Source organism: Streptomyces sp. NPDC032126 (assembly GCF_055580085.1).
The window spans coordinates 930,237-944,005 of record NZ_JBVIMA010000002.1; the positions used below are offsets into that span (position 1 = coordinate 930,237).

At 72.1% G+C, this 13,769-nt stretch carries 10 protein-coding genes; 1 reads left to right on the forward strand and 9 read right to left on the reverse strand.

Going from position 1 to position 13,769, the window contains the following annotated elements; all coding sequences use genetic code 11:
* Positions 1–83 precede the first annotated feature (83 nt).
* From ACZ5NW_RS12695 to lepA, 3 genes are all read right to left on the reverse strand, one after another.
* The gene (locus tag ACZ5NW_RS12695) at positions 84–2,039 is read right to left on the reverse strand and encodes a SpoIIE family protein phosphatase (protein ID WP_468743810.1); all 1,956 of its coding nucleotides are present in this window, start codon (positions 2,037–2,039) and stop codon (positions 84–86) included.
* Between the two features lie 186 nt (positions 2,040–2,225).
* Positions 2,226–4,103 (reverse strand): AMP-dependent synthetase/ligase, encoded by a 1,878-nt coding sequence (locus ACZ5NW_RS12700; protein WP_468743811.1) that lies wholly within the window; start codon positions 4,101–4,103, stop codon positions 2,226–2,228.
* Positions 4,104–4,373: 270 nt separating this feature from the next.
* Positions 4,374–6,242 (reverse strand): translation elongation factor 4, encoded by a 1,869-nt coding sequence (lepA, locus tag ACZ5NW_RS12705; RefSeq protein ID WP_468743812.1) that lies wholly within the window; start codon positions 6,240–6,242, stop codon positions 4,374–4,376.
* A 222-nt stretch (positions 6,243–6,464) separates the two neighbouring features.
* Here lepA and rpsT point away from each other — a divergent pair, with 222 nt between their 5' ends.
* A complete protein-coding gene (gene rpsT, locus ACZ5NW_RS12710) occupies positions 6,465–6,731 on the forward strand; it encodes a 30S ribosomal protein S20 (RefSeq protein WP_031476902.1) in 267 nt (88 codons plus the stop codon).
* Positions 6,732–6,955: 224 nt separating this feature from the next.
* Here the strand turns inward: rpsT and ACZ5NW_RS12715 are convergent, their stop codons facing one another.
* The 6 genes from ACZ5NW_RS12715 to ACZ5NW_RS12740 all read right to left on the reverse strand — a co-directional run bounded on the left by ACZ5NW_RS12715 (position 6,956) and on the right by ACZ5NW_RS12740 (position 13,620).
* Entirely contained in the window at positions 6,956–7,351 is a 396-nt protein-coding gene (locus ACZ5NW_RS12715) for a nuclear transport factor 2 family protein (RefSeq protein WP_468743813.1), read from the reverse strand.
* 207 nt (positions 7,352–7,558) lie between these two features.
* A complete protein-coding gene (holA, locus tag ACZ5NW_RS12720) occupies positions 7,559–8,548 on the reverse strand; it encodes a DNA polymerase III subunit delta (protein WP_468743814.1) in 990 nt (329 codons plus the stop codon).
* A 182-nt stretch (positions 8,549–8,730) separates the two neighbouring features.
* Positions 8,731–8,976, reverse strand: coding sequence for a hypothetical protein (locus ACZ5NW_RS12725; protein ID WP_468743815.1), 246 nt, complete (start codon positions 8,974–8,976; stop codon positions 8,731–8,733).
* Entirely contained in the window at positions 8,973–9,776 is an 804-nt protein-coding gene (locus ACZ5NW_RS12730) for an arylamine N-acetyltransferase family protein (protein WP_468743816.1), read from the reverse strand. Before ACZ5NW_RS12730 ends, ACZ5NW_RS12725 begins: the two co-directional genes overlap by 4 nt.
* A gap of 77 nt (positions 9,777–9,853) precedes the next feature.
* Positions 9,854–12,598, reverse strand: a complete 2,745-nt coding sequence (locus ACZ5NW_RS12735) for a ComEC/Rec2 family competence protein (protein ID WP_468743817.1) — start codon at positions 12,596–12,598, stop codon at positions 9,854–9,856.
* Entirely contained in the window at positions 12,595–13,620 is a 1,026-nt protein-coding gene (locus ACZ5NW_RS12740) for a ComEA family DNA-binding protein (protein WP_468743818.1), read from the reverse strand. The genes ACZ5NW_RS12735 and ACZ5NW_RS12740 overlap by 4 nt, the downstream gene beginning before the upstream one ends.
* Positions 13,621–13,769 lie beyond the last annotated feature (149 nt).

A 13,769-nucleotide genomic window follows, 5' to 3' on the forward strand; every position in this document is an offset into this window, starting at 1 on the left:
GTCCCGTACGCGGCCGGTACCCGGTCCCGTGGTCGCCCCCACTCGGTCCCGTAGTCGCCCCGTACCCGGTCCCGTAGGGCCGCTCACTCCGCCTGGAGCACCAGCAGCGCCAGGTCGTCCTCGGGCGGGCGCCCTCCGAAGTCGTGCACCTCACGCCGGATCCGGTCCGCTATCTGCTCGGCGTTCAGGCCCGCGCAGGCGGCCAGCGCGTGGGCGAGGCCGTCGCCGTCGTCGAACTGGCGGGAGCCCGAGCGCCGCTCGGTGATGCCGTCCGTCACACACAGCAGGGTCTCGCCGGCCCGCAGCTCCAAGGTCTCGCTGGTGTACATGACGTCCTCGACGACCCCGAGCAGCGTCTGCGGGTGCGCGGCCGTACGGACGTCGCCGTCGGGCCCGAGGACCAGCGGCAGCGGATGGCCGGCCGAGGCCAGCGTGCAGCGCACCCCGCCGGGGAACGGGACGAGCTCCCCGTAGAGCAGCGACAGGAAGCGGGTCTGCGGGCCGTCCATCGGACCGGCCGGGCCGACGAAGGCGCGGGCCGCCGCGTCGGCCGCCTCGGTCGCGTCGTCGAGGAGCAGCTGGTTGAGGCGGTCGAGGACGTCGGCGACGCCGTACCCCTCGCGGGCCAGCAGCCGCAGCCAGGGGCGGGCCAGCCCGATCACGACGGCCGCCTCCGGCCCCTTGCCCTGGACGTCGCCGACCGCGAAGCACCAGCGGCCGTCGCCGGCCGGGAACAGGTCGTAGAAGTCGCCGCTGGGCCCGCCCCGCTCACACGGCTCGTAGACCAGGGCGCTGCGCATGCCGGGGATCTCGGCGACCGCGCCGGGCAGCAGCCCGCGCTGGAGGACGGCGCTGATGGTGGCCTGCCGGGCGTACTGGCGGGCCGCGCCGATCGCCAGCGCCACCCGTCGGCCGAGGTCCTCGACCAGCCCGGTGACCTCGTCGGGGAAGCGCAGGAGGCCGGCCCGCCCGATGACCAGCGTGCCCAGCGGCCGCCCGCCCGCGATCAGCCGGTACGCCAGCGCCGTCCCCGTCTCCTCCAGCGCCTCGCCGGGCCACGGGTGGGTGGCGGGGCCGGACAGGGGTGTCTCGGTGAGGTGCGGCGGGTCCTTCTCCAGGGCGCGGCGCAGCTCTTCGAGGCGGCTCTCGTCGCCGTGCCAGACACGGGCGAGCCGCAGTCCCGCCCCTCCGGCGCCGTCGCCCCAGCCGCGGCCGCCCACCTCGTCCTCCAGCCACACCGCGCACCAGTCGGCGAGGCGCGGCACCAGCAGCTGGCCGGTGAGGGCGGCGACCAGGTCCTCGTCGAGCTGACCGGCGAGCAGGTCGGACGCCTCGGCGAGGAAGGAGAGCGCGCCCCGGTTGAGCCACTCGCGCTCGCTGCCGGGCCGGGGCTCCTCGGGGGCGAGCCCGAAGACGCCGAGGGGGCGGTCGTCGGCGTAGGCGTCGTCGTACGGGTCCCCGTCGTACGCGTGGTCGTCGTACGGGTCGTCGGCGTACGAGGCGTGGTCCCCGCCGTCGGAGAGCTCCGCGTCCTCGGGGGCGGCGGCGTCCTCGGCCTCGGGGGCGAGCCGCGCCCACACGGTCTTGACGACGCCGCGGTAGGTCACGCCCCAGGACTCGGCGAGCAGTGCGACGAGGCGCAGGCCGCGGCCGTACTCGGGGGCCTCGACGGCGGCCCGCGGGAAGGGGCTCGCCTCGTGGGGAGGCGGCGTCTGGTGCGAGGGATGACGGTCGGACACCTCGACGACGATCCCGCCCTCGTCCGTACGGCAGGTCAGGTCGATGTCCGTCCCGGCGTGCACGACGGCGTTGGTGACCAGCTCGCTGAGGACCAGGACGGCGTTCTCGGCGAGCCGGGCCGGCAGGGGCAGGCCGAGGGCGGCCCACTCCTCCAGGGCCGCGACGAGCAGCCCACGGGCGGCTCCCGGCGCGAGGGAGCTGCCCGCGAGCGTGGCGTGCACGGGTAAGGGCGCACCGGCGTGCGCAGGCGCGTCGCCGGCCCGCGAAACGGTCTCCCGTTGCGTCGGAATGGCGCCCATGGACAGCTCCCGGAACGGCTCGTGCGAATACGCCTCGATCGATGCCGACAGGGTGACAGACGGGCCCCGCCCATAAGCGGCCAGTTATCGAAGTGGGCCGTCATGAGTGGGAACAGTGCTTCGCCTGTGCTCGAAGTCGGTCGGTTTGAGAGCGATATCCGAACATTCGGGAGCGGTGGAGGTGTCTTACGCCTCGCGCGTGCCGGCGTACATCTCGTCGATCAGGTGCTTGTACTCACGCTCGACGACGGGCCGCTTCAGCTTGAGGCTGGGGGTGATCTCGCCGTGCTCCACATCGAGGTCGCGGGGCAGCAGACGGAACTTCTTGATCGTCTGCCAGCGCTGCAGGCCCTCGTTGAGCTGCGTGACGTAGCCCTCGACCATGGCGACCGTCGCGGGCGCGGCGACGACCTCGGCGTACGACTTGCCGCCGAGGCCGTTCTCCTTGGCCCAGTCGAGGAGGGACGGCTCGTCGAGCGCGATGAGCGCGGTGCAGAAGTTCCGGTCGGCGCCGTGCACCAGGATGTTGGAGACGTACGGGCAGACCGCCTTGAACTGGCCCTCCACCTCGGCGGGGGCGATGTACTTGCCGCCCGAGGTCTTGATGAGGTCCTTCTTGCGGTCGGTGATGCGCAGATAGCCGTCGGGGGACAGCTCACCGATGTCGCCGGTGTGGAACCAGCCGTCGGACTCCAGCACCTCGGCGGTCTTCTCGGGCAGCCCGTGGTAACCCTCCATGATCCCCGGGCCGCGCAGCAGGATCTCCCCGTCCTCGGCGATCCGCACCTCGGTACCGGGCAGCGGCTTGCCGACCGTGCCGGTGCGGTACGCCTCGCCCGGGTTGACGAAGGACGCCGCCGACGACTCGGTGAGGCCGTAGCCCTCCAGGATGTGGATGCCGGCGCCGGAGAAGAAGTAGCCGATCTCCGGGGCGAGGGCGGCGGAGCCGGACACACAGGCCCGCAGCCGGCCGCCGAAGGCCTCCCGGATCTTGGCGTAGACGAGCGCGTCGGCGACCTTGTGCTTGGTGGCGAGCCCGAAGGGCACGGACGGCGTACCGGTGCGCCGGAAGCTGTCCTGGGCGGCCTTGGCGTACTCGCGGGCGACCTCGGCGGCCCACTGGAAGATCTTGTACTTGGCGCCGCCGCCGGCCTTCGCCTTGGCCGCGACCCCGTTGTAGACCTTCTCGAAGATGCGCGGCACGGCCGCCATGTACGTCGGCTGCACGATCGGCAGCTGCTCGATGATCTTGTCGACGCGGCCGTCGACGGCGGTGACATGGCCGACCTCGATCTGGCCCGAGGTGAGCACCTTGCCGAAGACATGGGCGAGCGGCAGCCACAGGTACTGCACGTCCTCGCCGCTGATCAGACCGGTCGCGGCGATGGCCTTGGCCATGTACGACCAGTTGTCGTGCGGGAGGCGCACACCCTTGGGCCGGCCCGTGGTGCCGGAGGTGTAGATGAGGGTGGCGAGCTGGTCGGAGGTGATCGCGCCGACCCGCTCCTTGATCAGCTCGGGCTCCTTCTCCAGCCGGGCGGCACCGCGCCGCTCCAGCTCGTCGAGGGTGAGGATCCAGTCCTCGCCGGTGTCGGCGCCCGCCGGGTCGATCACGACCACGTGGGTCAGCTCGGGCAGCTCGGCGCGCTTCTCGACCGCCTTGGCGAGCTGTGCCGCGTTCTCCGCGATCAGCACCCGGCTCTCGGAGTCGGAGAGGATGAAGGCCGACTCGTCGACGTTGGTCTGCGGGTAGATCGTGGTGGTGGCCGCGCCCGCGCACATGATGCCGAGGTCGGCAAGGATCCACTCGAGACGCGTCGAGGAGGCGAGCGCGACGCGCTGCTCGGGCTGGACGCCCAGCTCGATGAGGCCGGCGGCGATGGCGTAGACGCGCTCGGCGGCCTGCGCCCAGGTGAGCGACTTCCAGTCGTCGGGGCCCTCGCCCGAGGCGGCCGGCACGGGGTGGCGGTACGCCTCGGCGTCCGGGGTCGCCGCCACGCGTTCCAGGAAGAGGCCGGCGACGGACGGCGGACGGTTCTCGATCAGTGTCTGTGTGTCGCTCACGACATCCTCCGGGGCCCGCGAAGGCGCGGCTGGCTCAGTGCGGCTGGGTTCACTCTCACGCGGTGCGCAGGGCTGATCACGCGCGTTGTTTAACTCGCGAGTAACTATCGAGCAGGGATCAGAGTAGAGCCCGACCGGCCGGTTCGTAAGAGTCCGCGCCCTGTCACTTCCCCCAAGTGCGCTGTTCGCACACGCGGAGGGCCCGTCGCGCTTTCGCACGACGGGCCCCCTGATGACCGGATTGCACCGGCCAACGGCTGTAACCCGCGGTTACTTCTTACCCTTGGCCGACCCCGCGCTGTCATCGCTCGACAGCACCGCGATGAAGGCCTCCTGCGGAACCTCCACCGAACCCACCATCTTCATCCGCTTCTTGCCTTCCTTCTGCTTCTCCAGCAGCTTGCGCTTACGGGAGATGTCGCCGCCGTAGCACTTGGCGAGGACGTCCTTGCGGATGGCGCGGATGGTCTCGCGGGCGATCACCCGGGAGCCGATGGCGGCCTGGATCGGCACCTCGAAGGCCTGCCGCGGGATCAGCTCGCGCAGCTTGGCGACCAGGCGCACGCCGTACGCGTACGCGGCGTCCTTGTGGGTGATCGCCGAGAAGGCGTCCACCTTGTCGCCGTGCAGCAGGATGTCGACCTTCACCAGGCTGGAGGTCTGCTCGCCGGTGGGTTCGTAGTCCAGCGACGCGTAGCCGCGGGTCTTCGACTTCAGCTGGTCGAAGAAGTCGAAGACGATCTCGGCGAGCGGGAGGGTGTAGCGGATCTCGACCCGGTCCTCGGAGAGGTAGTCCATGCCGAGCAGCGTGCCGCGCCGGGTCTGGCACAGCTCCATGATCGAGCCGATGAACTCGGTCGGCGCGAGGATCGTCGCGCGTACGACCGGCTCGTACACCTCGTTGATCTTGCCCTCGGGGAACTCGCTCGGGTTGGTGACGATGTGCTCGCTGCCGTCCTCCATCACCACCCGGTAGACCACGTTCGGCGCGGTCGCGATCAGGTCGAGCCCGAACTCGCGCTCCAGCCGCTCCCGGATCACGTCGAGGTGCAGGAGCCCCAGGAAGCCGACGCGGAAGCCGAAGCCGAGGGCGGCGGAGGTCTCCGGCTCGTAGACCAGCGCGGCGTCGTTGAGCTGGAGCTTGTCCAGGGCCTCGCGCAGCTCCGGGTAGTCCGAGCCGTCCAGCGGATACAGACCGGAGAAGACCATCGGCTTCGGGTCCTTGTACCCGCCGAGGGCCTCGGTCGCGCCCTTCGCCTGGCTGGTGACGGTGTCGCCGACCTTGGACTGGCGGACGTCCTTCACACCGGTGATGAGGTACCCCACCTCGCCGACGCCGAGGCCGTCCGCGCTCAGCATCTCGGGCGAGTTCGTGCCGATCTCCAGCAGCTCGTGGGTGGCGCCGGTCGACATCATCCTGATGCGCTCGCGCTTGTTGAGCTGGCCGTCGATGACACGGACGTACGTCACGACACCGCGGTAGGAGTCGTAGACCGAGTCGAAGATCATCGCGCGGGCGGGCGCGTCGGCGACACCGACGGGCGCCGGGATCTCCTTGACCACCTTGTCGAGCAGCGCGTCGACGCCGACGCCGGTCTTCGCGGACACCCGCAGCACGTCGTCGGGGTCGCAGCCGACCAGGTTGGCGAGCTCCTCCGCGAACTTCTCGGGCTGCGCGGCCGGCAGGTCGATCTTGTTCAGCACGGGGATGATCGTGAGGTCGTTCTCCATCGCCAGGTAGAGGTTGGCGAGGGTCTGGGCCTCGATGCCCTGGGCGGCGTCGACGAGGAGGATGGTCCCCTCGCAGGCGGCGAGCGACCGCGAGACCTCGTAGGTGAAGTCGACGTGCCCGGGGGTGTCGATCATGTTCAGGATGTGCGTGTTGTTCTTGTCGTGGGTCGGAGCCCACGGCAGACGCACCGCCTGGGACTTGATCGTGATGCCACGCTCACGCTCGATGTCCATCCGGTCGAGGTACTGAGCACGCATCTGCCGCTGCTCGACCACACCGGTCAGCTGGAGCATCCGGTCGGCGAGCGTGGACTTGCCGTGGTCGATGTGCGCGATGATGCAGAAATTGCGGATCAGAGCCGGGTCGGTACGGCTCGGCTCGGGCACATTGTTAGGGGTCGCGGGCACGCAGGGTCCTGTCTCTTGAGGCGCCTTATGCCTCGGGTCGGATCTATACGTAGCCTCCATGGTCCCACGGGTGGGGAGCGGGAGCCGGTTTGGGCCGTCCGCCGGGCCACTGGTAGTCTGGGTGGCTGTGTCTCATGCCCTCTCAGCGCGAGGCACACCCCAAGAAATCACCTGGTGCGGGTCCCGTGCGGTCCCGTGCCTGAACCTGAAAAGGCTCAATCAGTGGCGAACATCAAGTCCCAGATCAAGCGGATCAAGACCAACGAGAAGGCCCGGCTGCGCAACAAGGCCGTCAAGTCCTCCCTGAAGACCGCGATCCGCAAGGCCCGTGAGGCCGCTGCCGCGGGTGACGTCGAGAAGGCCACCGAGTACCAGCGCGCCGCGTCGCGTGCGCTCGACAAGGCCGTCTCGAAGGGCGTCATCCACAAGAACCAGGCCGCCAACAAGAAGTCGGCGCTCGCTTCCAAGGTCGCGTCCCTCCAGGGCTGACACCTCTGTGATCTGACCGCCGGAAGGACCCAGAGCGGGCCCTCTCTCATCCGCTCCCGACCGGCGCCCCGAGCCTGTACGCGGCCTGCGTTCGCCACGCGGGTACGGGCTCAACAGCGTGAACCGAAGGCCCCGGCCACCACCCTTCCCCAGGGTGGGGGCCGGGGCCTTCGGTGTGTGTGGGGGGGGTTTGGTGGGGCGGGCGGGGTCTTTGGTCGCCTGCGTCACGACCAGAAGTCGTCGTCCTCGTCGAGGTCCAGGGAGCACTCGTCGAGGTCGCTCACCTTCTCCCCGACGATCCGGAAGACGATCACTCCGTCGGCGTCGAGCTTCTTGCCGTTGCGCTCCGCCATGGTGTGGTGCCGGGCCACCGCGTGACCGCGGCCGTCGACGAAGACGTCCCGTAGCTCGACGCGCATCGTCCCGTTCGTCTCCTGCATGAGCCGGCCGTACATCTCGATGACCGCGTCCTGGCCCTTGAAGTCGCCCGAGAGCATGTGGCTGCCGGGCACGTGATGCGTACAGTCCGCGGTCATCATTCCACGCAGGGTGTCCATGTCACCGCCCGAGAAGGCCTCGTAGCCCTTGCGGACGAGCTGTGCGTGCGGGTGTTCAGCCATGGAAACCGCCACCTCTCCGTTGTCCGGCGCCATACGGCTGACACGTCCGATTCTCCTCGCCATGGCCGAGGCGGCTACTGGATCACGAGCGGTGAGGGGCTGGGTTCAGCAGGGGTCCCGGACCGCCGTCGGGGCGGTCGCTGGTCAGGCGGCCCCTTCGGGCCGTCGCTGGGGCGCGCTCGGACGGACCGTCGCTGATTCACTCCTTCATGCCCGGCCCCTCGACCGCGCCGCCCGTGCGATCGCGACCACGGCCTTCTCCAGGGCGTACTCCGGATCGTCGCCGCCGCCCTTCACCCCGGCGTCGGCCTCGGCGACCGCCCGGAGGGCCATGGCGACGCCGTCCGGTGTCCAGCCCCGCATCTGCTGGCGGACCCGGTCGATCTTCCATGGCGGCATACCGAGCTCCCGGGCGAGATCGGCGGGCCGCCCACCGCGCGCCGAGGACAGCTTGCCGATGGCCCGCACGCCCTGCGCCAGCGCACTGGTGATCAGTACCGGAGCGACACCGGTCGCGAGCGACCACCGCAGTGCCTCCAGCGCCTCCGCGGTCCGGCCCTCGACGGCCCGGTCGGCGACGGTGAAGCTGGACGCCTCGGCGCGGCCGGTGTAGTAACGCCCGACGACCGCCTCGTCGATGGTCCCCTCCACATCCGCGACGAGCTGGGACACGGCGGACGCCAGCTCCCGCAGATCGCTGCCGATGGCGTCGACCAGCGCCTGGCACGCCTCGGGCGTGGCGGACCTTCCGGTGGCCCGGAACTCCTGCCGTACGAAGGCCAGCCGATCCGCCGGCTTGGTCATCTTCGGGCAGGCCACCTCCCGCGCCCCCGCCTTGCGCGCGGCGTCGAGCAGCCCCTTGCCCTTGACCCCGCCGGCGTGCAGCAGCACGAGCGTGATCTCCTCGGCGGGCGCCGACAGATACGCCTTCACGTCCTTGATCGTGTCGGCGGACAGATCCTGCGCATTGCGCACGACCACGACCTTGCGCTCGGCGAAGAGCGAGGGGCTGGTCAGCTCGGCGAGGGTGCCGGGCTGCAACTGCTCCGAGGTCAGATCACGCACGTCCGTGTCGGCGTCGGCGGCCTTGGCGGCCCGGACCACCTCCTGCACGGCACGGTCAAGCAGCAGCTCCTCCTGCCCGACGGCGAGCGTCACCGGGGCAAGGGGCTCATCATTCGCACTCTTCCTGGCCATCAACCCAAGAATGTCACGCCCCACTGACAGCCCCCGCCCCCATAGCTGCGGGCAGTCGTGCCGCTGGGGCGGCACGGGTGGGCGCAGCGGCACCCCGCAAGCGCGGGCGAGCGAACCCACCCCCGGCCCACCCCAGCCGACGCCCACCCCTCACACAAGCCCGGCCTCACGCATCCGCACCCTCACGGCTCCTCCCGCCACCCCTCCCACTTCCCCACAAACGCATCCAGCTCCCCAGCATCAAGCCGCCCCGCCTCATCCCTCAGCACCACCAACCACTGCGCATCCTCCGCATCGTCCTCCCCGGCCAACGCGTCCCGGACGATCCGCGGCTCCTCATCGACCCCGAACCGCTCCCCCAGCGCCTCGGCCACCTCCTCCGCCGCATCCCGATCGGGCAGCACCAGTACATGTCTCACATCACTCACACCCCCATTGTCCAGCTCCTCCGCAGCTCGGGAACCCGCCCCGGCTTTATCCCGAACCACTGCCGATACGCCCCCAGCACCTCCTCGTCCGTCCCCAACTCCCGCTCCTCGACCGCCCCGTCCGCAGCCGTCACCTTCAACCGCCGCCCGCTCAGCGTGACCCTCCCCCCGTCCCCGGTGATCCGCGAGCAGACCAGAGACCGCGTGAAGTGGGACTCGGGCGAGGTGCGGTTCCACCAGGCCCCGGTCACGAAGTCACCGAGCACGCGCGGCCGTGTCTCCAGCCGGTACTCCGGCGTCCCGTCACGGATCACATCGAGATCCCCGCTCTCCCCCGTCTCCACGATCCGGAACACCCCACCCGGGTCCCTCTGCTCACCCCGCTCCCCGAACGCCAGCGGGTAGTGACTGTGCGCCCCGAACCCGACGTCCGCGAGCCACTCGCTCCCGTCCACCGCCCCGACCCGCAGCGCCAGATGGTCGTACGGGACCCCGAGCCGCCCCTCCGCCCCGAACACCCGCCCCGCGAGCAAGGTGACCTCGAAACCGAGCGCCGCCAGCAGCGCCCCGAACGCCCCGTTCAACTCGTAGCAGAAGCCTCCCCGACGCGCCCCCACCACCTTGTCCACCAGCCGCTTCTCCTCCAACACGATCTCCTCGCCGAGGTGGATCGACAGATTCTCGAACGGAACGGTCTGCAGATGCCGCAGATGCAGCTCACGCAGAGCCTCGGCGGTGGCCCGCGCGGGACGCTCGGCCCCCACACGACGGAGATAGGCATCGACCTCTACGGATTCCATCCCGCAAGTCTCCTACGAACCCCTCCCCGCCGCCCCGATCAACGACTCCCCCACCGCCGTCGCCGACCCCCGTCCGCTCAATCCGCCGCCACCCGTATGTCCTCCCCCTCCCCGGTCACCGCCAGCGCCCCGTCCCGGTCCGTCCGCAGCACCACCGCCCCGGTGGCCCGCAGCGCCGCGATCGTGGCGGGAGCGGGATGGCCGTACGGGTTGTCCGCGCCGCAGGAGATCACCGCCAGCCTCGGCGCCACAGCGCGTATCAAGTCCGGGTCCTGATACGCCGAACCATGGTGTGCCACCTTCAGCACATCCACCCCGCCACTCAGCAGCGCACCCGCCGGTGACCTCAACAGCGCCTGCTGGGACGGTGGTTCGAGATCCCCGAGCAGCAGCAGACGCAGCCCCGCCGACCGCACGAACAGCGTGACGCTCGCGTCGTTCGGCCCGTCCGGCTCGGGTGCCGGCCCTGGCGGAGGCCACAGCACCTGCCAGTCCAGCGTCCCGACCCGCCGCCGCTCCCCCGCCGCGGCCCGCACCACCGGAATCCCCCGCGCCGCCGCCTCCCTCCGTACGAAGTCCACCTGGTCGCCGGGCTCCTCGAACCCGGTCGTCTCGATCGCCGCCACCGACCGCCCGCGCAACACCCCCGGTAGCCCGGCCACATGATCGGCGTGGAAGTGCGTCAGCACGACCAGTGGAACCCTGTTGATTCCGAGCGTGCGCAGACACCGGTCCACCAGCCTCGGATCCGGCCCGGCGTCCACCACCACCCCGGCCCCCGCACCCGCCGCCAGCACCATCGCGTCGCCCTGCCCCACATCGCAGAGCGCGAACCGCCATCCCGGCGGCGGCCACCCCGTGATCACCCGGGCGAGCGGCGTCGGCTGCACCACCAGCAGCAGGAGCAGCAGCCCGCACGCCCCACACAGCCACGGATACCGCAGCAACCTCCGCCCGCCCCGCACCGCCGCCGCCGTGACCAGGGCGAGCAGCATCGCGCCGGTCCAGCTGCCCGGCCAGTCGACCCCGCTCCCGGGCAGCGCCGCCCCGGTCCGGGCGACCCCCGCGATCCACTCGGTCGGCCAACTCGCGCACCACGCCAGCGCCTTGGCCACCGGCATCGCGAACGGCGCCGCCGCCAGCGCCGCGAAGCCGAGCACCGTGGCGGGCGCGACCGCGAACTCCACCAGGAGATTGCACGGCACCGCCACCAGGCTGACCCGCGCCGACAGCACCGCCACGACCGGCGCGCACAGCGCCTGCGCGGCCCCTGCCGCCGCCAACGCCTCCGCGAGCCGCCCCGGCACCCCGCGCCGCAGCAACGCCGCACTCCAGCGGGGCGCCAACGTGAGCAGGGCCCCGGTGGCGAGGACGGAGAGCAGAAAGCCGTAACTCCGGGCGAGCCACGGGTCGTAGAGCACCAGCAGCAGGACCGCCGTCGCCAGCGCCGGAATCAGCGATCTGCGTCGGCCGGTGGCCAGGGCGAGCAGCACCACGGCGCCGCAGGCGGCCGCCCGCACCACGCTCGGGTCGGGTCGGCACACGACCACGAACCCCAGGGTGAGCACCCCGCCGAGCACCGCGGTCGCCCGCAGGGGGATGCCGAGGCGGGCCGCGAGCCCCCGCCGCTCGACCTGCTGGGCCAGTCCCGGCGGCCCGATCAGCAGGGCCAGGATGATGGTGAGATTGCTGCCGGAGACGGCGAGCGTGTGCGCGAGATCGGTCTCCTTGAAGGCCGTGTCGAGTTCGGGAGTGATCCGCGCGGTGTCCCCGACGACGAGCCCGGGCAGCAGCGCCCGCGCGTCGGCCGGCAGCCCGTCGGTGGCCTCCCGCAACCCGGCGCGCAGCCGCCCCGCCAGCCGCTGCGTCGTGGACGCCTCCCCCACGACGGCGGGCACGGACCCGTCCCGCACGCGCAACACGGCCGCGACCCGGTCACCGTCCTTCAGGACGGGCGACAGCCGGCCGGTCACCCGCACCCGCGTGGAGGGCAGTAACGCCAGCCACGGCGACCGCGGCGCCCCGCCCTCGCCGGTCGTGCGGGTCCGGTCAGGCGCGCCGCCCCCGCCGGACGTCTGCGCGGCACCCGCTCTGCCACGCGCATCGGCCGTGCCCTTTTCTCCTCCTGCCGTCACCACCAGCAGGACCGGCGTCCGCGTCGCCACCGCCGTCCCGCCCGCCTCCTCGACCCGGCGCACCTCCGCCCGGGCCAGCACGGACACCGGCATCATGTGATCCCCGCCGACACGCGGCCGGGTGAGCCGGGGGTCGGACGTGAGCTCGGCCTCGACGGTCACGGTCGCGTACTCCCGCGCCAGCACCGGCACCGGTCCGCGCCGCAGATCCGCCCCGTGCAACCCCGCCGACGCGGCGGCGGCACCCGCACACAGCAGCACGGCCGCCACGGTCACCCGAGTCCAGCCCACCCCACCGCCCCACCCCGACCACCCACCACGCCCGGCCCCTCCAGCACCCTGCCCCGCCAGCCCACCGTGCACCGCCCGCCCGGTGTCCGCACCCAGTGGCCCTCGCCCCCACCGCCGCCCGACCACCAGCAGGGCACAGGCAACGGCCACGCACCCGATCGTCACGGCGGTCACCGTTCCCGGCCGTGCGTCGAGTGTCAGAGCCGCCATGGCCCAGGCGGCGAGTGCCGGCGCCACGAGGCGCAGATCGGCCGGGCCCTCCTGGCGGGGATGGGCGACGCCCAGCCGTCGGCCCGAGGCCGCGTGCACGTCCCGTCGACGCCCGTGGCCCGCCGCCGCGGGCGCCGTCCGCCCGCCGGAGCCCCGCTCGGCCGTCCCGGCCCACGCGCCGCTCATGGCCGTACCAGATCCCGCAGATCGGCGAACCGGCGCGCGCCGATGCCGTTGACCTGCCGCAGCTCGTCGACCGAGCGGAAACCCCCGTGCTCGGTGCGGTAGTCGATGATGTGCTGTGCCAGCACGGGGCCCACACCCGGCAGGGTGTCGAGTTGCTCGACCGTGGCCGTGTTGAGCGAGACGGGAGCCCCGGGCGCCGCTCCCATCGGCGCACCACCGAAGCCCGCGCCGCCGGTCCCGACACCGCCGGCCCCCGCTCCCCCGGGCGGCGCGGCGGCCGGAGTAGGTGCGCCGACGATCACCTGCTCCCCGTCGACCAGGAACCTCGCCCGGTTGAGCCCGTCGGTGTTCGTGCCGGGCCGCACACCACCGGCCGCCTCCAGCGCGTCGGCCACCCTCGAACCGGCCGGAAGCCGATGGATCCCCGGTTCGCGCACCTTGCCGCTGACGTCCACGACGATCTCGGCCGGCCCGGTGGACGCCGCGCTCGGAACGCCCCCGGCACCCGCGCCCGAACCGGTGGCCTCGGCCTGCGCCCCGTACGGCGCCGCCGCGCGCACCACCTCGGGGGCCCGCACGGACTGCGCCCGGCCGCCCCAGTAGTGCTGCACGGCGAAGACGGCGGCGGCCACCAGCACCACCGAGAGCGCCACCACACCGCGGCGCTCCAGCCCGCATCGCGCCTGCACCCACACCGGCAGCCGCTCGCGCAGCGCCGCCCCGAACCGGTCCAGCGAGCTTCCCGCGCCCCGTGCCGCATCCCCGTGCGTGACCACGGTCTCGTCGGGCGGCCCGGTCCCCGCTTCCGCCCCTTCGGCAAGCGGTTCACCGTGCCGCTCCTCCACCCGTTCGCCGAACAACACCTCGGCCCGGCGCCGGAGTTCCTCCGCCGAGGCCTGTCGGTGCCGGACGCCGCCCCGGCCGGGTGGTCGCCGTCGACGGCGAACGCGCCCGTCGGAGCCGGGGGTTCGGCCCGGGCCACTGGTGGCGGTCGTGCTGCGTGTACGTGATCGAAGTGCCATGCCACGAGGATGGGGCACTTCGGGCGACCGTGATGATCTTGTTCAATTTCCGTGGGTGGCGGCCCAGTTGTGGAAAACTCCACCACCCGAAGGAGTGAAACACTCGCGGTGTCGCGTCACGAGAACACGCATGCGCGCCGCCGCCGGGG

Bases quoted from the DNA above. Each gene is read 5' to 3' on its own strand.
- ACZ5NW_RS12735 (WP_468743817.1), bottom strand. From the start codon at position 12,598: ATGAGCGGCGCGTGGGCCGGGACGGCCGAGCGGGGCTCCGGCGGGCGG.
- ACZ5NW_RS12730 (WP_468743816.1), bottom strand. From the start codon at position 9,776: ATGGAATCCGTAGAGGTCGATGCCTATCTCCGTCGTGTGGGGGCCGAG.
- ACZ5NW_RS12715 (WP_468743813.1), bottom strand. From the start codon at position 7,351: ATGGCTGAACACCCGCACGCACAGCTCGTCCGCAAGGGCTACGAGGCC.
- ACZ5NW_RS12740 (WP_468743818.1), bottom strand. From the start codon at position 13,620: ATGGCACTTCGATCACGTACACGCAGCACGACCGCCACCAGTGGCCCG.
- ACZ5NW_RS12695 (WP_468743810.1), bottom strand. From the start codon at position 2,039: ATGGGCGCCATTCCGACGCAACGGGAGACCGTTTCGCGGGCCGGCGAC.
- holA (WP_468743814.1), bottom strand. From the start codon at position 8,548: ATGGCCAGGAAGAGTGCGAATGATGAGCCCCTTGCCCCGGTGACGCTC.